This window comes from Serinicoccus sp. CNJ-927 (genome assembly GCF_001942435.1).
In the GTDB taxonomy this organism is placed as follows: Bacteria; Actinomycetota; Actinomycetes; order Actinomycetales; family Dermatophilaceae; genus Ornithinicoccus; species Ornithinicoccus marinus.
In genome coordinates, this window is the sequence record NZ_MKKF01000022.1 from 114,776 (window position 1) to 137,197 (window position 22,422).

Sequence of the window (22,422 nt, forward strand, 5' to 3'; positions counted from 1 at the left end):
TGCTCTAGCATCAGCCGGTTCTGGAGAACCGAGTAGTCGCACGGCCAGCCCGCCGCTGGCACAGAAGGTTCACGCAACCGCGTCTAGGACTTCGCGGACCTGACGGACGAACACCTCTCTGCCAAAATTCTCCTGCGCATAAGAGGCTATGTCTTCCGAGTCCCACTCTTCGCGCTCGAAACGGTCGATCGCGGCCACGATCAGCTGCGGCTCCGCCTCGGAAAAGAACACGCCAGTGCGGCCCTCCTTTACGGTCTCCTTGGGGCCGCCTTTCTGTAGAGCCACAACGGGCGTTCCTGCGGACATCGCCTCGACGGGAACCAGCCCGAAGTCGTCCTCCGACGGAAAGATGACGGCTCGTGCCCGGCTGTAGGCGCGGGCGAGAAGGGCGGTGGTGACCTGTCCGTGGAAGCGCACGTTCGTGGGGGCTGTTGCCTGCAACCGGTCTTTGTCCCGCCCGTCCCCCATCACGACGAGGCGCCGGTCAGGCCGCATCCGGAATGCCTCGATGAGCGGCTCAAGACGCTTGTAGGGTTCGACAATACGACCGACCCACAGGTAGTCCCCACCCCGCAACACCTCGGGCTGGTAGGTGAACGATGGATCTACCGGCGGGTAGGCAGTCGCCGCGGGCTCGATCCCGTAGAACCGTCGTATGCGGTCCGCAACGACGTGGCTGTTGGCGACATAGGCGTCCGCCGACAGAGCGGCGCGCCGGTCCAGCATGCGATATGCCTGACGGGGGCCGGTGGCGGACCTGGAAGCCAGGCGAGCCACCCGGGGCATGGACCGCTCGTACATCTGCGTGCCGCTCCAAAGTTGGCGCATCGGGCTGTGGCAATAGACCACTTTGGCGCCTGATGTGTGAACGTGGTGTGCAAAGGCATACGAGGAAGCGAGCACGTTGGTGCTGAGTGGTCGGCTCAGGGCCAGCGCCGGCGGCAGGCCAGGAGAGAGGCGCCGGTAGGTCTGCTCCGTCAGGCACGGAAAACGGAAACTCTGCTTTACCACTCCCAATGAGGCGAGCACCTGAGGCTCTCCCGCCAACGATAGGAGGGGGCGGCTAGGCGCCAGTTCTTGAGCCAGGACGGCTGAGACACGTTCCGCACCCCCCACGACGAAAGAGAAATCATGTACTACCTGCCAGTCAAGGACCGGGTCCACGTCTGTCTCATCCGGATCAGTCGAGGGAGGACGCCCACTCATGTTTGGCACCTCTGCCGCACGGAGAGCGACCTGACCGTGCGGAGATCCTCGAACGTCACCTCGTGCGCTTCTCTCCTGAGCGCTAGCCCACGCGAACTCGCGACGCTAGCAATCTGATCTTGATGGTCGTCCACGTGCTCGTCAAAGGACGCGCGACGAGGGATCATTACCGGCACCTTACCCGCGGACAGGCAACTGATGAAGGTCCCGACACCGGAGTGGGTGACCACCACGTCTGCAGCAGCAATCTCGGCCTGGAACTCTTCGTCCGACATCATCGAGGTGTAGTCGATATCCAGGTCTGATACCTCGGTTACTCCCGTCTGGTACCTCACCTTTACGTTAGCGGGAATGATCTCGTGCATGCGGTCGACGAGCCGTCGGAACTGCCAGGGCTTGGTGGTCCCCAGTGTTACGAAGACACGTCGAGGGTCCTGCATGCTCTGCCCCTGGGTCGCCTCGAAGCGGTCCAGCAGGCTGTGCTCGTAACGCCACCTCCCCTTGGCGTTCTGCGGGTACTGGGTGTAGACGGGCACCCACGGGAGGTGAGAGAGGACGCGGCCGGTGAGCGATGGGGCGGAGGGGCGCGCCAAGCTGTCGATATAGACGGGGCGCACCCCGGCCAGGCGGGAGAGTGGCAGACCAGCGAGCGCGAGAGCAGCCCCGGTGCTGTATACCGCGTCCACCCGGTGTTTGCGCATACCACGCAATACCTGGGCGGTCCTACGCAGAACGGTGGCCCATTGCCGGGCATGGATCTCAGGGATCCATAGCACTCGTCTGTCGACCAGCATGCTTTCTGACTGGGGGTGCGGTGGGTGATCCACAGGGCGTCATGGTGGCGAGTGGGCTCCAGCACCGGCGACAACATCATCATCTGAACCAGATGGCCACCTGTTGTCGCTAGAAACGCGGGACGCGAGTGCACGTGCTTGGGCCTCCTGCCATGTAGTTTGGTGGATAGAACGACTTCTTTGTGTGCCGAGGACGTACTAACTCGACCGGCGACCATATCTGCGTCAGCCATGAGTGACACCTTAGGCTACGACACTGTCCGGGGGCCGTGCGAGAACGCCCAGACTGTCGGCTTGAACACCCGCCTTCGCGACGGGCAGACTTGTGGCATGCCTCGTCAGACCACTCCCGTGCTCTACGTCACTTGGCAGAAGCATGCCGGTCGTGCGGTGGAGATCTCAGCCGCGCTGGGCGGCCGCGCCCTGCACGTTTTTCACTCACGGATTTCCCGAAGGGCCTGGGTGCCGCTGCGGTATGCAGTCAGTGCTGTCCACACAGCCGGTGGCCTGGCTCTGCATCGGCCAGGCTCGGTCATCGTCGTCAACCCTCCGGTGATCCCCGGTCTGGTGGTCGCCGCCTACTGCAAGCTGCGGGGTGTGCCCTTCGTCCTTGACTCCCACCCTGGGTCCTTCGGCGACAAGCACAACGACGTCAGCAGGCGGCTGATCGGGGTGACGCGGTTCTTGGCGCGTCGAGCCGCCGCGGTGATGGTCACCGTTGACGACTACGCGGCGCAGGTGCAAAGTTGGGGCGGTCGAGGAATCGTTGCGCACGAGGCGCCCCCCGGCTGGTCACTGCCGCACAAGATGGTCGGGGAGCGGTTCGCTGTCCTGTTCATCTGTGTCTTCGCGCCTGATGAGCCCGTGGCGGCCGTCTGGGAGGCTGCTCGGCGCCTCCCGCAGGTGGACTTTCTGGTCACGGGTCAGCGCGAAAGGTGCCCAGAGCAGTTGCGACGGTCGGCACCCTCCAACGTGACCCTGGTTGGATTCCTGGACCAGGCCCGCTACGTCCAGCAGATCGGGGAAGTCCATGCCGTCCTCTCGTTGACCACCGCTCCCACCTCGGTGATGCGCTCGGCCTACGAGGCTGTCTACGGGCTCCGTGGGCTCGTGACCAGCGACTGGCCGGCCCTGCGCAGGTACTTCCCGTCGGCTGAGCATGCGCAGAACGGCGGTGCGGAGATCGCGGCTGCCGTCAGTCGGCTCGAGGAGCGGCTGCGCCGACCCGGCGCGGCCGCCCAACTAACCCGTGCCAGGGCGGTGCAGCTGGAGCGCTGGAAGGCACAACTCACTCAGGTCCGCACGGCGCTGTCGCATGAACCCGCTGGGTTGCCGGTGTGAGGCGGATCGTCCTCGTCGCCGTGGGGTTCCTCGTACTCCTGTTAGCTGTGGCAGCGCTGCCCCGCATCCTGCGTTCCGATGCACCGCCACCGCAACATCAGGAGGAGAGCGCCTCTGCGAAGACTTCACCTGCCCCGAGCCTGTTGACCTGGGAGCCACCGGAGCTGGACGACCCCGCAGTAGTCAAGGTGTCGGACGAGCGCCGCAGCCTTGAGCTAGATCCGGACGGCGACTACATCATCCAGTTGCCCGAGCAGCCGCTCATTGTGGACGGCGGTCTGACCATTACTGGCGGGAGGAACGTTGTGCTGATCGGCGGTGAGATTCGGATGGAGGAGGGAGAGGGACTCTCCGGCCGCGCCCTGCTGCTCAGGGACCAGACGGGCACGGTGCACGTCGAGGGCCTGCTGCTCACCGGCCCAGGTCTGACCGAGGGCATCAATCTGGACCAACGACAGGGTGCCGTGGTGCAGCTGCAGAACATCCACGTGAGCCTGGTCGACGGGTCCAGCGGCGATCACCATGCCGACCTCGTCCAGTCATGGGCGGGACCAGGCGAGCTGCGCGTGGACCGGTTCACCGGCGTGACCGCCTACCAGGGGTTCTTCCTGCAACCGCTGCAGTTCGGCGACCAGACGCCACGCCGCTTCGACTTTCGTCGAATCGATATCGTCGGCACCGAAAAGGCTGGCTACCTCCTCTGGCGCGACGATGCCTCCTGGCCGATGACGACGTCCGACGTCTGGCTCCGGCACGAGGGAGATGTCGATGACTTTGTGTGGTCCGACGGCAATCTCCGGGACGAGGTCGGTGACGGGATAAATCTCGGCACGCCGCCTGGAGGCAGCTTTGCGCCGGCCGACGTGGTCGGAAGAGACTACGTGAGCCCCGGCTACGACGAGCAGCGACAGTGAGCAGCTTGCATTCTGTGGGACACTCACGCACAGTGGAGCGATGTCTGCCGACACCATCCGGTCGCCCGTGATGACGACCCCGTCGGTCAGCGTGGTCGTGCCCACCTATCGACGTCGAGACAACTTGACCGCCGTGATCACCCCGCTGCTGGACGACGCCGCCACGGGGGAGTTGATCGTGGTCGTCGACGGGTGTGATGACGGGTCGCTGGAGCTGCTGCAGGGACTGGCGCGCTCCAACCCTGCCTTGCGTCCGGTATGGACCATCAATCAGGGCGGGGCTGCTGCCCGCCAGCACGGTATCGAGTTGGCGACGCACCCAGTCGTGCTTCTTATCGACGACGACGTGATCGCCGGCCCCGGGCTGGTCAGTGGGCATGCCGCCCACCATGCCCAGGCGGACGACCTGGTAGTACTCGGCTATATGCCCACGCGACCGGCCCCAGAGGGAGCACGAGGCCGCTTCGCCACCGGCCTGTACGCCCAGGAATACGAGGCGGTCTGCCGCGAGTACGAGCGCGATGAGTCGATGATCCTCAAGAAACTTTGGGGCGGGAACGTTTCTATCCGCACCGCACGACTGGCGGACGTGCCATACGAGTCCGGCCGCTTCAGCGCGACGAATCACAGCGACCGGGACTTCGGGCTCCGGGCACACAAGTCCGGTCTCCGCGGTGTCTTCGACCGGGAACTGCTCGCCCAGCACGAGCACGTCCGACCTTTGGACGCCTACCTCAGGGACGCTCGTCGGCAGGGCGAGGGCCGAGTCCTGGTCCACGCGGCGCACGCCGATGTGGCCGGGCAGCTCGATATGGGGGGTACGATTCGCGATCTACCTGCCCCGCTGCGGGTGGCGCTCGTTGGCCTGGAGCGCCAGGACCAGGTGGCGGGGCTCTTGACTTGGCTGCTGCGCCTTGTGACATTGGGCGCGGGCAGGCTGGGCCTCCATGGGATAGAGCTCGGTCTGGCCAAGTTTCTGCGGCGTTACGAGACCCGCGCGGGGATGCGTGAAGGACTGCAGCGGCTGGAGCTCGAGCGGCAGGACGCTGCTTAGTTCTTGGCCTTTCCCGTCAACCACCTGCTTCGCCGAGCCAGAGGCGGTGGCAGTGTCTTCGCAATGACGTCCATCGACTCGCGGCAGAAAAGGCGCACGCCGATCAGGTAGAGAATGCCTCCGACCAGCAAGCTGGTTGCGATGAGGGGGACGCCGTCCAGTCCGAGACCGCGGCAGGTGCCCCATGCCACGCCCCCTGCGAGAGCGCTCACCCCCAGGACGCGCACTACCTCTGAGTAGGAGGAGAGGTGGACAGGGGAAACGCGAGACACGACGACGGTCCGCACAAGCGCCATGAACACGCTCCATCCGGCGATTGCTGCCGCCACCGCGGGCAGCCCGGAGCTGATGACAAGTGCGATGCAGGCAAACTGTCCCGCGACCTGCAGCACCCACAGCCAGAGTTCGGTCCAGGGCTTGCCGGTCGCCAGAAGTAGCGAGCCCTGAGCGCTCTGCAGAGACTCAGCGAGACCTCGGAAGGTCAACCAGATGACCAGCGGGACTGCTGCCTGCCACTTCGAGCCAAAGACTAGTGGAACGAGTTCAGACGCCACTACGGCGACGAGGACTAGGAGGGGAGCAACCCCCATCATGCCCGTTGCGGACGCGGCTTTGAAGGCGGTGCGTAGCCGTGGCGGATCGTCCCGGACCTTAGCCAGCACGGGCAGCGTGACTCGACTGAAGGCTGCGCTCGCCACGTCTGAGACCACGCGCAGGATGCGGTTGGCGACGGTCCAGTAGCCCAGGGCAGTGACGCTGCCCATCGCTGCGATGAGCAGGCCCTCGCCCTCGGTTGACACCTGGCGCAGGAACCCCACGAAGAAGGTGGCCGAGCTGTAGCGAGAGAGCTCGCGCAACACCGCACGGGAGATGGTCCACTGGGGTTTGAAGTCGGTGGCGATCCAGATGACGAGTGTGGAGACCACTAGCCGAACCAGAGTCTGGGCGATGAGTGCCCATACCCCGAGCCCGCCGATGGCCAGCGCCACGGCAACGACGACTGACAGAACTGTGGCGAGGACCTGGCGCATCGCCAGCTCACGAAACTGCATCTGCCGTTGCATCAGGCTCGCGGGCACGATGGCCAGCGCAGACAGCACCAAGGCCCCCGACAGGGTCGGGAGAATGACCTCAAGGACCGGGACGTTCAGTAGGTCGGCAAGCATGCCGGATGAGGCGAGCAGGCCCAACCCCAGGACGATCCCGATCCCGGTGACCCCGAAGAAGACCGTGCTGGCCGCCGCCCGGTCCATGGTGCGGCGCTGCACGAGATACTGGCTGAAGCCGCCCTCCATCAGGGCGGTCAGCACGCCGACGAAGACCATGGCCAGGGCGGCCACGCCGAAGTCGACGGGGTCGATCAATCGGCCCAGGATGACGAACCCCAGTAGAGTACTGCCCCGTACGAGCCACTTTTCGAGAGTCGCCCATAGGACGCCTTGTGCCGCCTCCTGACGTAGGTCGGCTTCTTTGTCCTGCTTAGTCACACCATCACCCGCTCGAATCTGGCACCCTCACGCAGGATAGTATTGTGCGTCGACAGGTGTGTTGTCGCCCTACGGGGCCCGGGAGCCACACGGCAGGAGAATCCTTGTTCTACCGCAGCGTCAACCAGTTGAACCGTGATCTGGCTCGATGGAGTCATACCTTCCCTTCGGACATTGTCGGGGTGGTGGGGATACCCCGCAGCGGGATGTTGCCAGCCACCCTGTTAGCTCTTCATCTCCACCTTCCACTGGCCGATCTGGAGAGCCTCATCCAAGGCCGGTGGTACAAACCGGGCGAACGGATGAGCGGAGGGGGCAGCCGGCCCGGAACTGAAGCTGGTCGGGTGCTGGTGCTGGACGACAGCGTCAACAAGGGTGGAGCGTTGAAAGCGGCCCGCGAGCGTATCCTCAGCATGGCTCCTCACCTGGACGGCCGTATCATCTGGGCCTCTCCGTACGTCACGGGTTCTGGCAAGGCGCTTGTGGACCTCTACTACGAGGTGGTCCCCCAGCCTAGGGTGTTCCAGTGGAACGTCTTGCACCACAGCGGCCTTGTAGACGCCTGTATGGACATCGACGGCGTCCTATGCCCCGACCCGGGTGCGGACGACGACGACGGTCAACGATATGCCGCCTTCCTCGATGGCGCACCTTGTTTGCATGTGCCGGCGAGTGAGGTTGGCTGGTTGGTGACCTCGAGGCTGGAGCGCTACCGGCCGCAGACGGAGGAATGGTTGCGTCGTCATGGGATCCGATATCGGCAGCTGCTCATGCACCCGGCTCACACCCGTGCTCAACGTCTTGCCGAAGACAACCACGGAGAGAGAAAGGCCGAGCACTATAAGAGAACGGGAGCCTGGCTGTTCATCGAGAGCGATATCCGCCAGGCCCGAACCATTGCCGATATCGCGAAACGCCCAGTCTACTGCACAGACGCCCATGAGATGATTTACCCTGGAATGTCAGTAGGAACGCGGCCTCTGGGGGCTCGGACCCTCAGTTGGCGGGCACGGGAAGGCGCTCGCCAGAGCCGCAAGCGGATTCAATACCTCTTGCGGAAGCGGAAGTAGAGGAGTGCTCACCTGGAATTCGATGAGACTCGATCTATATGGCCCCGGGTATAGTGAAGACCCTCGTGTGTGGCCAGTTCCGGTGCGTTGGCCTGGTGGTTGTTGTTCCAGTCGACGCATTCGGTGACGGCGATCGCGACGTTGTTGATACCCAGGCTCAGGGAGCTTCGTCGCGGATCAGCTCAGCTTGAACGGTGAGTTCAGCGCGTGAGCGGCGGCGCTGTCGTAGCTGTCGCCCTTGCGCGAGCGAGGCGATGGCTCCGGCCTCTACTATTCGCTCGGTGTAACGGCTGGCTCGGGTATTGGGCTGGCCAGGGGTCGATGCAGACCCACCGTCGGGTGGGAGAGCAGCTGCTCTGTGTAGACCTTGCTGGGGTGGTTCATCGTAGGACCTTATGGAGCCGTGCGCGGAGGGTCACGGCGACGGCTTGAACTTCATCGGCGGACCGTCGTCACCAGTCGGTGGCTTGGGGAAGTACTGGCGCAGCAGTCCGTTGTTGTTCTCGTTGCTGGGCCGCTAGTCGACCTCTACGAGCAGAATCGCGTCACCGGCAGCTTGATCCTCATCGACCAGGCGTCTGGCGTCACGGTCGGTGCGGGGATGATCCGCGGCTAACGGACGCGCGGCCGGGTCCGACCGGCCTGACTACACTCGGCGTCCATGAGTGAGCAGGCGGGGGCTCCCGCGGACCGGCAGGAGCTGCGCAAGACCCTCAAGCCCCGGTGGGTGTGGGCGGTCGCGCTCGGCTCGGCGATCGGCTGGGGCGCTTCGTGCTCCCCGCAGGACCTGCTCGCGCAGGCGGGCCCGCTCGGGGCCAGCCTCGGCCTGGTCATCGGCGGGGCGCTGATGTGCCTCATCGCGGTGAGCTACGGCCTGCTCATCCGCCACTTCCCGGTGAGCGGCGGGGAGTATGCCTACGCCTTCTCCTTCTTCGGCCGCACCCACGCCTTCGTCGCCGGGTGGGCGCTGGTCCTGGGCTACGTCTGGATCATCGCGCTCAACGCCTCGGCGCTCGCGCTGCTCTTCCGGCGGCTGCTGCCGCCGGTGGTCGAGTGGGTGCCGCTGTGGGAGGTCGCGGGCTGGCAGGTCTATCTCGGCGAGGTGGTCGTGGCCTCGGCCGCGCTGCTGCTCTTCGCGCTGCTCAACGCGCGGGGCGGGACGCTCTCCGGACGGGTGCAGTATGCCTTCTGCCTGGTCATGCTGGCCTCCGTCGCCTGCACCCCCTCGTGGATCGCGCTCGGCGTCTGGGTGCTGCTGGGAGTCGTCTTCTACCTCATGCGGCTCCCCGCGAGCCGGCAGATCGACGACGAGGAGATGCGCCGCCTGGTGCTGGGCGAGCACGCGAGTGGGCGCCCGGTCGACGCGCCCTGAGAGCCGCCATACCCGCACCGCCGCCAGGGCCATAGGGTCTTCGCCGTGAGCCTGAGATCCCTGCGCACCCAGCTCTGGCACCTACGCCGGGGTGGCATCGACCAGTGGCGGCGCCATCGGGCGCGTCGGCACATCCCGGCAGCTCACCGCGTTTCGGTGCCGGAGACGCGTGGCCCGGACGAGAGCTACCAGCCCCGGGAGTGGGACCTGCCGACGCACCGGTCCCCTCGTCGCGCGCTCCGGGTGGGGTTGATCGCCGACGAGTTCACCGAGCTCTGCCTGCGGTGGGAGTGGGACCAGACGCTCCTCACCCCGGACCGTTGGCAGCAGCAGGTCGAGGATCTGGAGCTGGTCTTTGTCGAGTCGGCGTGGAATGGCAATGGTGGGGCGTGGCAGTACCAGCTGACCGGGTCCAAGGCACCAAGCGAGCCGCTGCGCGAGCTGGTCGAGCACTGCCGGGCACGAGGCATACCCACCGTGTTCTGGAACAAGGAGGACCCCGTCCACCTGGAGGACTTCCTCGACACGGCCCGCCTCTTCGACTGGGTCCTGACCAGCGACGCCGACAGCGTCCCGCGGTATGTCGAGGAGCTGGGGCACGACCGGGTTGCGCCCATGGCCTTCGCCGCCGCCTCGTGGATCCACAACCCTGTCCGGCCGCGCGGCCGACCGGCGCGGGACATCGCCTTCGCCGGGATGTACTACCGCCACCGTTTCCCAGAGCGGCGCGCGCAGATGGACCTGCTCCTGGGAGCTGCCCATCGCGTCTCACCGCGCATGGCGCCCGGTCTGGAGATCTTCTCGCGATTCCTCGGGGGTGACGAGCGCTACCAGTTCCCTGACGAGGTGACAGATCGGGTGAGGGGTTCGTTGACCTATACACAGATGCTGTCGGCCTACCGTGACTTCAAGGTCTTCCTCAACGTCAGCTCGGTGCCGGAGAGCGCCACCATGTGCCCCCGGCGCATCTTCGAGCTCAGTGCCTGCACCACGCCCGTCGTGTCGACGCCCACGCCGGCGATCGAGGCCTACTTCGCACCCGAGGAGATGGCCACGGTCCGCGACGCGCGCGAGGCCGAGCTGGTGCTGCGGGGGCTGGTGGGCAACGACGAGTGGCGTGACCGGATGGGGCATCTGGCAGCGCGCAAGGTGCTCACCGAGCACACGTATGCCCGCAGGGTCGACCAGGTGCTGGAGCGGGTCGGGCTGCAGGACGCCTCGCCCACGGAGCCCTCGGTCAGCGTCCTGTGCTCGACCAACCGCCCGCACCAGCTCGACCACGTCCTGGGGTCCGTCGCCGGCCAGCGGGAGTTCACGCCCCAGCTGGTCCTCGTCACCCACGGCTTCGAGGCACCGGAGGACCTGCCCGCGCGAGCGCGGGACCTCGGCATCACGGACCTGGTCCGCCTTGCCGCCGACCCCGACCTGACGCTCGGCGAGTGCCTGAACCGGGGGGTGCAGGCCGCCGACGGCGACCTGGTCGCCAAACTCGACGACGACGACCTCTACGGCCCGCACTATCTCGCGGACCTGCGCCGGGCGCTCGACTTCTCCGGCGCCGACGTGGTGGGGAAGCGGGCGCACCACCTGCTCCTGCAGTCCACGGGTGCGCTGATGGTGCGCTTCGGCTACTACGAGCACCGCTTCACCGATCTCGTGATGGGGCCGACGGTCATGACGAGGCGCGAGTTGCTCCAGGCCGAGCCGTTCCCGCCACGCACCACCGGTGAGGACACCCACTTCCTCCGGCGGGTCCTCGCCGGGGGAGGCACGATCTACGCCGCGGACCGCTACAACTTCATCCAGGTGCGCCGTGGTCACGGACACACCTGGGACGCCCCGGACGCAGAGCTGCTGGCCAACGGTCGCGTCGTCGCCTACGGCGCCGGAATTGACCATGTCTTTACCTGAGGAGGGTCGAAGGGGCGCCCGGTTTCTGTAGAGTTCAACGGTCCCCATCCCCACTGAGAGGTCCGTTCCTTCATGTCGCAGACGTCGCCGTCATCGGCCTCGGCTACATCGGCCTGCCCACGGCCGCCATCCTCGCCACCCACGGATACGACGTCCTGGGGGTCGATGTGAGCGACCATCACGTGGAGGCGGTCAGCCGCGGCGAGGTGCCCTTCGTGGAGCCGGACCTGGGCACCCACGTCGCCGGTGCCGTGAGTCGGGGCGCCCTGTCAGCGCAGAAGGAGACACCCGCCGCTGACGTCTACATCATCGCGGTCCCCACTCCGTTCGCCGAGGGCTACACCGCGGACCTCAGCTACATCGACGCCGCCACCGACGGCATCATCCCCCAGCTGAAGGGTGGCGAGCTGGTCATCCTCGAGTCGACATCACCTCCGGGGGCGACGCAGCACGTCGCCGACCGCATCACGCTGCGCGCGCGGAGCTCTCGACCGACGCGGAGGGTGATCCGTCCAACGTCGACGTCGCCCACTGCCCGGAGCGGGTGCTCCCGGGCCGCGTCATGGTCGAGCTGGTGGAGAACGACCGGATCGTGGGTGGCCTTACCAAGCAGGCCGCCGAGCGGGCGAAGGAGCTCTACTCGAGCTTCTGCCACGGCGAGATCTTCCTCACCGATGCCGTCACCGCAGAGATGGCCAAGCTCACGGAGAACTCGTTTCGCGACGTCAACATCGCCTTCGCCAACGAGCTGTCGATCATCGCGGAGAAGGTCGGCATCGATGTCTTCGAGCTCATCGAGCTGGCCAACAAGCACCCTCGCGTCAACATCCTGCAGCCGGGTCCAGGGGTCGGTGGGCACTGCATCGCGGTGGACCCGTGGTTCATCGTGTCGTCGGTGCCCGAGCAGGCGCGGTTGATCCGTACCGCGCGGGAGGTCAACGACAGCAAGCCCGAGTACGTCATCAACCAGGTGGCTGCTCACGTCGAGGGTCGTGAGGCGCCCACGGTCGCGGCACTGGGGCTGGCCTTCAAGCCCGACATCGACGACATGCGGGAGTCGCCGGCCCTGGACATCACCCAAAGTCTGGCGGAGCGGCTGCCCACCGGCACGGTGCTCGCGGTGGAGCCCAACGTCGAGGCGCTGCCCGAGCGGCTCGCCGACCTGTCCAACGTGCAGCTCGCCCCGCTCGCCGAGGCTCTGGAGCGCGCCGACGTCATCGTGCTCCTCGTCGATCACAAGGAGTTCAAGGAGTTGGCCGGTCCTGGACGCGAGGTCCCGGTCGTCGACACCCGGGGCGCCTGGCGCGCGGCGGGAGCATGAGCCAGGTCGCTCATGCCGCTCCGACGTCCGGGACGACGACGGATCTGCGGGCCGCCCGCGCCGAGGCCACGGCGCTGTGGGAGGCGGGACGGAAGGAAGAGTCCCTCGAGGTGCTGCGCCGAGCGCGCGTCGAGCTGGGCGGAGACTCGTGGACGGCCTTCGCCTACGGCACCCGTGCGCTCGCTCTGGGTCACGGCTGGGCAGCCCGGGAGGCGCTGCACGACGCGGTCGATTACGACCCGTCGAACCTCGACGCTCTGGAGTTCTACGTCGAGGTCGAGGCGAAGCACCAGGGTCCCCCCGGCGCGCTGACCAAGGTCCTCCACGCCCTGGCCGAGGCACTGCCGATCCGGGAGGGCATCGACAGCGAGGCACTCGCCTTCCTCATCCCCAGCATGAAGAGTCCGCGTATCGCCTCGGCGATCCGCGGGCTCGACCTCTCCGACGACCCGGTGGCCCGCCTGTCCAGTCACCTGGTGGGTGCGAGCCCCGAGATCTGGGACGAGCTCTGCACGACTGCCGACGCGGGGGTCGCCACGCAGGGGCGACTGACGGTGCTGCTCGGCCGTGGGACCTATGGCGAGGCCAACGCCCTGCTCGCCGAGACCGACCCTGCGCAGATCCCTGTCCGAGCTCTGCGCGTGGCCATCCGACGCGAGCTGCGCCGGGGGCGCACGACGCAGGCGGTGCGCCTGCTGGGCCCGTATCGTCGGGTGCGCCCGGAGGACGCCTGGTCCCGGCACAAGCTGCGCGAGCTCACCGCGGTCAAGCCGCTGTCGCACTACCAGCTCGCGACGAAAGGCTTCCCGTTCGGTCGGCCCGCGAGCACCCCGGCCTACGAGGCCGACCCGTCGACATCCCTCTACTGCCTGCACAACTCGCTCCCGCACCATTCGGCGGGGTATGCGACACGCACCCATGGTCTGCTGCGCGGAGTCCGCGCGGACGGCTGGAACGTCCAGGGCGTCACGCGCCTGGGATACCCGTACGACATGCCGGGGCAGGACGAGCTGGGTGAGATCGCCTCGCGTATCGACGTCGACGACGTGCCGTACCACCGCCTCAGCACCACCCCGGGCATCGAGAAGAAGAACCCCATCCAGCCCTACGTGGCACGCTACGTCGAGGCGCTGAGCCAGCTCGCGCATCGTGAGCGGCCCTTCGTGCTGCACGCAGCCTCGAACCACTGGAACGGCCTGAGCGTCGTGGAGTGCGGCCGTCGGCTCGGCATCCCGACCGTCTACGAGGTCCGGGGACTGTGGGAGGTCACCCGCGGGTCGCGTGACCCGGAGTGGATGGAGGGCGGCATGTTCCGCTACATGGCGCGGATGGAGGCGGACGCGGCGCGCGGTGCCACCAGGGTGCTGACCATTACGCAGGCCCTGAAGGACGAGCTCATCGGACGCGGGGTGGACGCCGACAAGATCTCCGTGGTCCCGAACGGCGTCGACACCTCACGCTTCGTCCCCCGGCCACGGAACGAGGAGCTGGCTCGACGCCTCGGGGTGGAGGGCAAGACGGTCGTGGGATACGTCGGTTCGATCCTCGACTACGAGGGCCTGGACCTGCTCATCGACTCGGCGGCCGCCTTGAAGAGGGAGCGGGACGACGTCGCCTTCCTCTTCGTCGGCGACGGTGCCGAGCTCGTGCAGTTCCGGGAGCGTGCGGAGGCCGAGAGCCTCGGAGACGTCGTGATCTTCACCGGCCGGGTGCCGCACCACGAGGTGGAGGACTACTACTCGCTCATCGACATCTGCCCCTTCCCGCGCCTGCCCCTTCCCGTGTGCGAGATGGTCTCGCCGCTCAAGCCCTTCGAGGCCATGGCGATGGGCAAGGCGGTCATCTCCTCGGACGTCGCGGCCCTGGCCGAGATCGTGACCCACGGTGAGAACGGGGTCCTGCACCGCAAGGGAGACTCGGAGGCACTCACCGCCGGCCTGCGAGACCTGCTCGACAACCCTGTGCACCGCGAGCGGCTCGGTGAGTTCGCTCTCGACTGGGTTCGTCGGGAGCGTGACTGGCGCACCCTGGCCGGCTCGGTCTCGGAGGTGTACGCCTCGCTCGGCGGAAACACGGAGAGCGAGGCGCGCCCGTGACCCTGGGAGCCGATAGGGCCGGGGAGTCTCACACGCGAGACCTGGACATGGCTGTTTGCGACAGACAGGACTTTGCGCCGGCCCACAAGAGACCGCCTGATGCTGAGTCGCGCTTCGATGCTCTTCTACAGAATCGCCTCGCCCTCCCACCTCATGCTGAGTGGAACGGAGGGAGTCTGACGGACTGGACGGCGGACCCATTTCGCGACAGGAACTGGCAGTTTCAGCATCACACCCTTCGGTGGCTGGAGTGCGCGCGGCACCTAGCCTCCGAAGGAAATGAGGAAGCAAGAAAATTCTGGGTCGAGGTCGTCAAGAGCTGGGCTGACGCAAATGCCGATCCAAAAACCGCAGTGTCCGAATGGGCCTGGCGCGACATGGTGGACGGAAACCGCGCAATCAACTTATCCTTGGGGGCTCATCTCATGTATGATCAGCCCTGGTACCCAGCCCTTCTTCGCGCTCATCGAGACTGGCTTGCCGACACCTCAAATCTTGCCGCGCGAAACCATGCAATGCATCAGCACGCTGGACTCTTGGTTGTGTCAGCACTCCTGCGTGACCAAGAAGGCATGCAGCTCGCTTACGAGCGGGCCGCCGGCCAGTTTGTCATGTCGTTCGATGAACAAGGCATCAATGACGAGGGTTCATTCGCTTACCATCAGATGAACCTCTCATGGTGGACCCAAATTTGGCTGCGCTTCCAGAAAGAAGGATTCTCCCCTCCCAGTAATGTAGATGAACGCCTCCACAAAGCGGGAGTCGCCCTAGCGCATTTTGCCCAGCCCAACGGCATGCTTCCTCAGATCGGTGACTCAGCCTCAGGTCTTGTGAGGAAGGGCCTCAGCGACCAGTCAGATTTTGTGGCCACCCAAGGCATTAAGGGTCGCGCGCCGGAAGAGAATGCACTAGTTTTTGATCGGGGGTTCATTACGACGCGCAGTGGTTGGAGCGAAGACAGAGGACCTGAACACTCGCACACCGTCATCAGGTACGGGAAAGATCTTGCGGCTCACTCTCATGATGACCGTGGATCAGTTCATATCTATTCAGGAGGAACCGCTTGGTTAACCGATGCGGGTTTTCACAACTATCAACAAAAAAACAAAATTCGAGAATACACGAAAGCGCGATCCTCGCACAATGTCGCAACACTATCAACGGTAGTGCGCACGGCATCCAAAGAGTATAGATTAATGACCTATTCGCTTGATTCGGCGCAGGACTTCTTCTCGTTCTCGGACTCGGCGTACCAGGGCGCTGAAATGTTGAGATCGGTGACGTATTTCCGAGGCCCCGATTGTTGGATTATTGCTGACATCGCGCGAAGCGAATCGCAAACTACGCTCGTTCAACATTGGCTCATTTCCCACGGAGTCAAAGTACGACGGCATGATAGAGGGTTCAGCCTGAGCAAGGGGGCAAAGGAAGCGAACATGTCCTGGGTGGGCCGGACGCCCTCGCTGAGCGCTGCACGTGCTAGAGAGGACCGTCTCCGGGGCTGGATAGCTCCCCGCTACGGAGTGCTGGAGCCTGGCACCTCAATACAAGCCAAGAACAGACAACCTAGTGACTCACCCATGGTGGTTCTTCTTTTCTCCGCTCCGGGAGATAATCCATTAGGCATAGTTCGAAGTCACGTCGATGAGCACGCGAACGTATCGTGCTTGGTCGTCAGGGGGCGGACCAGTTGGAATTTGACGGCGTCTATGAATCGGGCAGGCGCGGAGGAGCAGTGAAACAAGACAATGCAGGATTAAGGAAACCCACAAGAAGTTCTCTAGTAAGGGTCTGGGGAGGGGGTCCCGCATAGAATGACAGAAAAAGAATCGACTATAGAGCATGCGATAAGTGACGTGCTTGCGAGCGTCCCCGGTTTGGGCAAAGCCCGAGTCGTTTTGTCCGATGGGCACAGCCGCGTTCCGGTAGAGGCTGATCCTAAGGCTCTAAGAAGAGCGATCGCAGAGGTTTCCCCCAAGAAGTTCAAGATTCAGATTAGGCGCGACGAGGTGTGGGTGGACACGATCCCTTACCGACAACTAAGAGTTGTGCGTCCGGCAAAAGTAGAATTAAAGACACAAGATGTACATGGCCTCAACAGGGTGCCGTCGAAAGATGTTCTAGAGCTGCGTGAGTCTGCGAACATGGAGGCGGCGGTGAAGAGGATAGCCCGCGGATTCTCAGAAGAGCGCAAAGGCGGCCTGTCTGACGATTTCTTGAACGGCTCTAACCAGTTCTTTTCAAAGTACCGGCGGCGCATGGATCGATCGTGGTTCTACTACGCTGCCAGGCAGTCCGAGATATTCTTCTACTTGCGAGATCAGCTTAAGTCAGCAATTGTGTCGGGAGACCCGACGTCGGCTCTTGAGAGGTTGATTAGGTTAAGAGACTGCGATAACGAGCCAGAGCAGGTGGCGCATCTCGTATTGCTCGGAAAGCTGCAGAGTTTGCGGGATCGAAACGAGGCGGCGGAGACATTCGCTGAAGCCTTGGCGCGTGACTCAGAGGACTTGGTTGGCAGGTTTTTTGTTGACTCAGGCGCACGGTCGTACTTTTCTGAGCCTATGGTTGACATGGCTGAATTGGAGGAGGCAAGAAGCGAAGTTGTCGGGGGGTTTGTTGAGGCAGGTGAAAACCGGGGTGTTAGATCCGATGCCTCACTGTTGGTGGCAATGGACGAGAAATTCTTTCGAGTGTATGGGATTCAGTTTTATGCAATGGCACAGCAGCTGCCGCATCTGGATTTTGATCTCGTCCTATGTTGTTCCCCTGAAGATGCCGCCCGTTTGGCTGAAGAAGGCGAGCGGCTCGCCAGAAGTCTTGCCAAGTTCAATCTGTTGCCTGTTCCAGAGAACGTGAGCACGTGGTCGCTGGCGACTCCTGCGGTGGTGAGAGATCGGCGAGCTTTCTTCGCGTCCGCCCGGTTTTTTGCGGCAAGTGAATTGTTTGCTCACCGTGCGCAGATGTATCTTGCTGACGCTGACCTCATGTTCACGAAGGATCCGTCTGCGTATATGAGATCACGGAAGGAGAAGCCAGTATATTCAAGTGACCGATCGCGAGGTGTGTCCAGCTTGTCTCCATGGCGCCGCTACACGGCTGGCAGTGTGATTGTCAACAGGAGCGATGGAGCGAGGCGGTTTCTGGCTGATGTGCAGCAGTATGTTTGTGCAGGATTTTCGCTTCCCCAGGCGTGGACGGTGGATCAGAATGCGTTGGCGTATGCATCGAGCGATCGTCGCATCTCTGGGCAGGATTGAATGATAGGCCCGGCATGCAAATACCGATCCGGACTACATGGGAAGAGAACTTTACGGCGCGCGCGATGACCAAGGGTAGGCATTTCTGAGGGGATGGGCTGTCGGAGGTGAGAGCTGGCCCTGAGGGGATTGACGGGTTAGTTCGGAGTCAATCAGCCTGGGAGTGTCATTCGGGTCCTGTCATAGATGAGGGTGGGGGCGGGGAGCGGGTGCGTCGGTAGGCGGTAGGTGTCGAGCTCTTCCGATGATGGACGTTCCTTCGCTAGCCTTCCGAAGGTCCTTTACTGCCCGCGCCATCTTCACGCGCCCGACCTGACTTCCGTCATTGGCCCTAGAACCTCAACCTGTGGGCCGGACGCTGCTCCAGCGGCACCGTGCTGGGCTCGGGTGCTGGGTTGTCGAATCTCACGACTGGCGCCACCGGTGCGCCGTTTGCTCGCGAGGCTGGCGTCAAGACAGCACTCTGGCGGCTGAGCTGCGGGCGAAGCCTCTCACGCCGGCCTGGGTTGGGGCCTGGTGAGGATCGTGGTCGGCCCCTTGTCGAGGGCCCGCGTCGTCGAAGGACTCACAGTGGTCTGCAACGCAGGGAACGAGGCAGTCTTGACCAAATGCCAGCGTCTGATTATCAACCACCTGGCCCGCCTTGATGGGGTCCGAGTGATCGTGGTCGATGAGGACGTTTGGCGACACATGAGCAAGGGAGACAAGTACGTGACCGCGATCATCGACTTCACCCCTGTGCGGGACGGCATCGTCCTTTCCGGCGGTGGTGATTCTCGAAGGCCGCTTCAAGAAGGGGGTTCTACGGCTGGCTCACCGAGCTGGACCAGGCCTGGCGGGATGGCATCGAGGTCGTCTTGATGGACGGCGTCGACGGGTTCAAGGCCGCCCTGACAGAGGAGCTGCCGGACGGGGTGTCGGTGGTGGACCCCTCACTCAGGGTTCGCTTGGCCAGCAAGGCGCTGAGGGGATGCCGCCACGGGCCCAGCAAGACCTGCGCGGTACCCAGTGCCAGGGCCGGCGATGCGGGGTTGGTCATCGACGCCGTCGCCGGCAGCGTCCCGGCACCGCTGGTCGAACTCCGCAGACTCTGCCGTACCCCGGGCATGCGCGCCGAGGACGTCCTGGCCCAATCTGACCAGACCCGCACCAGCAACGTTCCCATCGAAGCCGTCAACGGACGACTCAAGCACCTGCGCGGGCTCGCCCTCGGCTTCCTCGACCTCAAACACAACGTCGCCCCAGCGGTCCGCCAGCCCGGTGGTCTCGGACCCCGAGTACGCCCTGGGCTTTGCAAACGGCTTAGGCGTAGTCGAGTCGAGAACGCAGTTCAGACAATTCTTTTATGGCCACGGTGCGCAGATATTCCGGAATTTCGACTGGAGGCCCTGTGTATTTGTTGCTGCCGCCGCGTGCATCCACGTCTAGAGCCCGCTCGCCTGCGAAAGGGACACCGAGAGTTTGGCCAAGCTTGGTGATCTGTGTGCGGGGGTCACGCCGAAGGTCTTCGTATCTAACTATGGCATCAGGGGTTGAATTCTTGCCTCGTTCATAGAAGTTCTTGACAAATTGAATATTGCGCTGCAGATATGTGAAGTCATCTTCTTTGCTGAACTGCTGGGCGCGGTAGTCTGGTTTCCGAAAGGTTCGGGATATGACGACGTCAAGTGGGTCACGAGACAGTAATATCAACCGCCTCGGGTCTGGCATCAGTTGGTGCTGTCCCCAACCGCGGATATGCGCAGTGTTGATAAGTGGAAGTTTGAGGGATTGATCTATTGGCCGGTATGCCTGCAGCAGATGGCTTGCATCGAAGAGGAGGCCACGAGGAGTATCGCCGAGTGAGGCCCCGGCGGTCATGAATGCGGGAGGGAGATAAACGTCTCCGCAAGGATTCATATTGCCTGCGTCCGCCATCATTTCCTGCAGCCAGTGTGATCCCGCACTGCCTGGGTTCACTACAAAATAGGTCATCGGGCGGTTGGTTGCCCGCTCGCGTGCCCAGGCCATCAGCGTCTCATAAACCTCTTCGAGATCACGTAGTCCGTTGCGAGTCCGGAATTTTTCCACCATCTTCTGCTGGCGTGCCGCCATTTGCACGCGCTCGCCCGACCACAGGGATGCTGGCTCGTGAACCAAGCGGTGCACGAGGTCATCGACAGTTTCCTGCTGGCTGGTAGGGACACTCGCGTCAGGCTGGACACCTCCGGACCCGACATGTGGGGTAGGGCTGGGGCGATGAGTCTCGGGTTGGCGATGAGATGAGATGGAGACCGCCGCTTCAACGATCCGTCGGCTCAGGTCGTTGTAAACACTATCTGTGTAGTGAAAGGGGGCCGGGCCCCAGGCATGGTGTGGGTCCGCGGCCACGTCGTGGATCGTTACGAGATCGACACCGGTGATCTGCGACGCAGTGCTGTGATAGTCATGGAAAAGCCGGTTCGCGCGCGCGGGATCGAGCCCGAAGGACGTCGGGACCCGGCTGCCCTCGCTGGTATGGGTCGCCCACGCCGGGGCGAGCAGGAGCGTGCGCTGACGAAGGCCCAGCTCGTCCAGGAGCGTCCCGAAGCGGCGGAGCGCGTGCAGGAAGAGCACCCTGTGGCGCCCGGAGGCGAAAGGCACGAGCCGGAACTCCTCGAGCTCGGCGTCGACGCCGGCCCGGATGCTGTCGACCGACCGCGTCGCCCACGCATGCATGGTCGGCCGTCTGCTCAGGCGCTCCAACCGGCGCAGGCCGACCCGCTCGTCGCACAGGTCCCACAGCAGCAGGTCGACGCGATCGGCGTGCTCCCGGAGCTGCCGCTCGAGCGAGCTCTCCCAGTCGTTGGTGATCATGCGACGCTGGAAGTCCGAGCGGGTGTCAGCGGTGGGGAGTGTCCGTGTGGTCGACGGGGTGAAGGCGCTGACGAGCGACTGCCGGGCGACGTATCCCAGGAGCTCGAAGTCACGCGGCAGCCGCTCGAAGGTGTCGCGTGACACGCAGCTGCCGTAGATGAAGGTTCGGACGGTCACAGCTTGTTCTCGCTCTCTCGGGCGCTCCGCAGCCCTGCGGCCTCGTCTTCGGCGGCCTCGACCCCGGTGCGGGCGCCCCTCGCACGTGCGAGTAGGTCGTCGGCGATCTCGCGCTTGCCCTTGGCCTGGTTCCAGGCCCACCATCGGTAGGCCTCCGCGGTCTCCGGCGCGGGCCCGTCCTGGATGAGTGCTCCCTCATGCAACCACAGCGCCCGGCTGCAGGTCTCCTCGATGGTCTTCGCGGCGTGCGAGACGAGGAAGACCGTGCCGGCCCGCGCGCGCACCTCGTTCATCCGCGCCTCGGCGCGCTCCACCGATGCCGCGTCACCGGTCGACAGGACTTCGTCGAGCAGGAGGATCTCCGGCTCGGCCGCCGCGGCGATGGCGAAGCGCAACCGACCACCCATGCCGGAGGAGTAGGTGCGGATGGGCCTGCGGATGGCATCCCCGATGCCAGCGATCTCGAGGACCCGGGGTAGCGTCTCGATCACCCTGGCGGGTGTGAATCCGAGCGCGAGCAGGCCGAGGCGGGCGTTCTCGAGGCCGGTGAGGTCTTGCTGCAGGGCGGCGTGCACCCCCAGCAGCACAGGCTGCGAGACCGCACGCACCTCACCCCGTGAAGGCTGGTCGAGCCCGGCGATAAGACGCAGCAGCGTGCTCTTGCCCGAGCCGTTGGTGCCGACGATGCCGATCGACTCGCCACCGTGCGCGACGAAGGAGACGGATCGCAGGGCGTGTACCGAGACTGTCGTGACGGGGCGCAGGACTCGCGCCAGCCTGCCGCGCCCCTTGGTGGCGTGATCCTGTCGGACAGCTGTCTCGAACGTCCTCGAGACCCCGTCCACGAGCACCGTCGCGTCACTCATGGCCATACCCCTCCTCCCCCTGCCAGAAGTACCAGAATCCCAGAACGGGAGTGATCGTCGCCCACACCAGCAGCAGCGCCCAGTTTTCGAGCGGGGGCACGGTGTCGTAGATCAGGACGTCCCTCGACATGTCGAGAACGATGTACATGGGGTTGTTCTTCATGACCGCGAGCCACACCCCACCATCGACGAACCGGTCGATCGAGAAGAAGACACCCGAGGCATAGAACCAGAACCGGGTGAGGAAGCTCACGAGGTGGCGCAGGTCGGGGATCGCGTCACCGAGGCGGCCGGCGTAGAGCACCAGACCGGCGACGAAGAGCGTGTGCAGCGCGAAGATGGGCGGGAAGAGAAGCCACGTCCACGTGATGTCCGTGCCGGGCGGCACGGTCAGCAGCAGGAGCGCGAGCGTGGCCAGCACCGGGACCATCGACAAGGTCTCGCGCAGCAGCAAGGACAGCGGGATCGCTGCCCGAGGGAACGTGAAGGAGGTGATGAGCCCACGGCTCGCGCTCATCACGGTCATGCCCTGCGTGACACAGCTGGTCGTGTGGCGGAAGAGGAAGATACCGATGAGGAGGAAGCCGGTGAAGTTGTCGATCCCCCGGTCGGTCTGGAGGACGAGGGCGAAGATGACGTAGTAGACGACCCCCTGCAGGATCGGCACGCCGACCAGCCAGAGATTGCCGAGGAGCATGTCCCGGTTACCTGAGTAGGC

The 22,422-nt window shown here is 64.5% G+C and carries 15 protein-coding genes and 2 pseudogenes; 11 read left to right on the forward strand and 6 right to left on the reverse strand.

The window, feature by feature from the left end; all coding sequences use genetic code 11:
* Positions 1-69: 69 nt before the first annotated feature.
* Both BJF86_RS08025 and BJF86_RS08030 read right to left on the reverse strand, forming a co-directional pair.
* Positions 70-1,206: a glycosyltransferase gene (locus tag BJF86_RS08025; protein ID WP_083652816.1), complete on the reverse strand. Its 1,137-nt coding sequence runs from the start codon at positions 1,204-1,206 to the stop codon at positions 70-72.
* Entirely contained in the window at positions 1,203-1,742 is a 540-nt protein-coding gene (locus BJF86_RS08030) for a glycosyltransferase (RefSeq protein ID WP_158068394.1), read from the reverse strand. Before BJF86_RS08030 ends, BJF86_RS08025 begins: the two co-directional genes overlap by 4 nt.
* Positions 1,743-2,330: 588 nt before the next feature.
* On the opposite strand from BJF86_RS08030, the gene BJF86_RS08035 reads away from it, so the two are divergent.
* From BJF86_RS08035 to BJF86_RS08045, 3 genes are read left to right on the forward strand one after another with little or no spacing between them, the layout of a single operon-like run.
* Positions 2,331-3,341: a glycosyltransferase family 4 protein gene (locus tag BJF86_RS08035; protein WP_143553752.1), complete on the forward strand. Its 1,011-nt coding sequence runs from the start codon at positions 2,331-2,333 to the stop codon at positions 3,339-3,341.
* Positions 3,338-4,255 (forward strand): hypothetical protein, encoded by a 918-nt coding sequence (locus BJF86_RS08040; protein ID WP_075817998.1) that lies wholly within the window; start codon positions 3,338-3,340, stop codon positions 4,253-4,255. The genes BJF86_RS08035 and BJF86_RS08040 overlap by 4 nt, the downstream gene beginning before the upstream one ends.
* Before the next feature lie 40 nt (positions 4,256-4,295).
* Positions 4,296-5,309: a glycosyltransferase gene (locus BJF86_RS08045; RefSeq protein ID WP_075818000.1), complete on the forward strand. Its 1,014-nt coding sequence runs from the start codon at positions 4,296-4,298 to the stop codon at positions 5,307-5,309.
* Here the strand turns inward: BJF86_RS08045 and BJF86_RS08050 are convergent.
* Positions 5,306-6,796: a lipopolysaccharide biosynthesis protein gene (locus BJF86_RS08050; RefSeq protein ID WP_075818002.1), complete on the reverse strand. Its 1,491-nt coding sequence runs from the start codon at positions 6,794-6,796 to the stop codon at positions 5,306-5,308. The two genes, BJF86_RS08045 and BJF86_RS08050, sit on opposite strands and share 4 nt — an antisense overlap.
* 104 nt (positions 6,797-6,900) lie before the next feature.
* Here BJF86_RS08050 and BJF86_RS08055 point away from each other — a divergent pair, with 104 nt between their 5' ends.
* The 8 genes and pseudogenes from BJF86_RS08055 to BJF86_RS19785 all read left to right on the forward strand — a co-directional run.
* Entirely contained in the window at positions 6,901-7,866 is a 966-nt protein-coding gene (locus BJF86_RS08055) for a phosphoribosyltransferase family protein (RefSeq protein WP_075818004.1), read from the forward strand.
* Positions 7,867-8,527: 661 nt separating this feature from the next.
* Positions 8,528-9,238 (forward strand): amino acid permease, encoded by a 711-nt coding sequence (locus BJF86_RS08065; RefSeq protein ID WP_237768135.1) that lies wholly within the window; start codon positions 8,528-8,530, stop codon positions 9,236-9,238.
* A 45-nt stretch (positions 9,239-9,283) separates the two neighbouring features.
* Positions 9,284-11,149 (forward strand): glycosyltransferase family protein, encoded by a 1,866-nt coding sequence (locus BJF86_RS08070; RefSeq protein WP_075818009.1) that lies wholly within the window; start codon positions 9,284-9,286, stop codon positions 11,147-11,149.
* A 53-nt stretch (positions 11,150-11,202) separates the two neighbouring features.
* Positions 11,203-12,470, forward strand: a pseudogene (wecC, locus tag BJF86_RS19360) (UDP-N-acetyl-D-mannosamine dehydrogenase).
* On the forward strand, positions 12,467-14,566 hold the full coding sequence (locus BJF86_RS08080; RefSeq protein ID WP_075818011.1) for a glycosyltransferase family 4 protein: 2,100 nt from the start codon (positions 12,467-12,469) through the stop codon (positions 14,564-14,566). The pseudogene wecC and the gene BJF86_RS08080 overlap by 4 nt, the downstream one beginning before the upstream one ends.
* A gap of 47 nt (positions 14,567-14,613) precedes the next feature.
* Positions 14,614-16,305, forward strand: a complete 1,692-nt coding sequence (locus BJF86_RS08085; protein ID WP_143553754.1) for a heparinase II/III domain-containing protein — start codon at positions 14,614-14,616, stop codon at positions 16,303-16,305.
* A 276-nt stretch (positions 16,306-16,581) separates the two neighbouring features.
* Positions 16,582-17,826 carry a hypothetical protein gene (locus BJF86_RS17490; RefSeq protein WP_143553755.1) on the forward strand — a complete coding sequence of 415 codons (1,245 nt, stop codon included), beginning with the start codon at positions 16,582-16,584 and terminating at the stop codon, positions 17,824-17,826.
* Positions 17,827-18,644: 818 nt separating this feature from the next.
* Positions 18,645-18,806 (forward strand): annotated as a pseudogene (locus BJF86_RS19785) (ISL3 family transposase); the annotation flags it as partial.
* A gap of 322 nt (positions 18,807-19,128) precedes the next feature.
* Here the strand turns inward: BJF86_RS19785 and BJF86_RS08095 are convergent.
* Genes BJF86_RS08095 through BJF86_RS08105 form a run of 3 tightly spaced genes read right to left on the reverse strand, consistent with a single transcriptional unit; the run spans position 19,129 to position 22,401 of the window.
* A complete protein-coding gene (locus BJF86_RS08095; RefSeq protein ID WP_075818017.1) occupies positions 19,129-20,838 on the reverse strand; it encodes a DUF6270 domain-containing protein in 1,710 nt (569 codons plus the stop codon).
* Positions 20,835-21,704, reverse strand: coding sequence for an ABC transporter ATP-binding protein (locus tag BJF86_RS08100; RefSeq protein ID WP_237768136.1), 870 nt, complete (start codon positions 21,702-21,704; stop codon positions 20,835-20,837). Before BJF86_RS08100 ends, BJF86_RS08095 begins: the two co-directional genes overlap by 4 nt.
* Positions 21,697-22,401, reverse strand: coding sequence for an ABC transporter permease (locus BJF86_RS08105; protein WP_158068395.1), 705 nt, complete (start codon positions 22,399-22,401; stop codon positions 21,697-21,699). The genes BJF86_RS08100 and BJF86_RS08105 overlap by 8 nt, the downstream gene beginning before the upstream one ends.
* Positions 22,402-22,422 lie beyond the last annotated feature (21 nt).

What these genes read in the sequence shown, in the direction of transcription:
- BJF86_RS08100 (WP_237768136.1), bottom strand. Translation starts at nt 21,704, where the DNA reads ATGAGTGACGCGACGGTGCTCGTGGACGGGGTCTCGAGGACGTTCGAG.
- BJF86_RS08105 (WP_158068395.1), bottom strand. Translation starts at nt 22,401, where the DNA reads ATGCTCCTCGGCAATCTCTGGCTGGTCGGCGTGCCGATCCTGCAGGGG.
- BJF86_RS08065 (WP_237768135.1), top strand. Translation starts at nt 8,528, where the DNA reads ATGAGTGAGCAGGCGGGGGCTCCCGCGGACCGGCAGGAGCTGCGCAAG.
- BJF86_RS08035 (WP_143553752.1), top strand. Translation starts at nt 2,331, where the DNA reads ATGCCTCGTCAGACCACTCCCGTGCTCTACGTCACTTGGCAGAAGCAT.
- BJF86_RS08045 (WP_075818000.1), top strand. Translation starts at nt 4,296, where the DNA reads ATGTCTGCCGACACCATCCGGTCGCCCGTGATGACGACCCCGTCGGTC.
- BJF86_RS08085 (WP_143553754.1), top strand. Translation starts at nt 14,614, where the DNA reads ATGGCTGTTTGCGACAGACAGGACTTTGCGCCGGCCCACAAGAGACCG.
- BJF86_RS08025 (WP_083652816.1), bottom strand. Translation starts at nt 1,206, where the DNA reads ATGAGTGGGCGTCCTCCCTCGACTGATCCGGATGAGACAGACGTGGAC.
- BJF86_RS08080 (WP_075818011.1), top strand. Translation starts at nt 12,467, where the DNA reads ATGAGCCAGGTCGCTCATGCCGCTCCGACGTCCGGGACGACGACGGAT.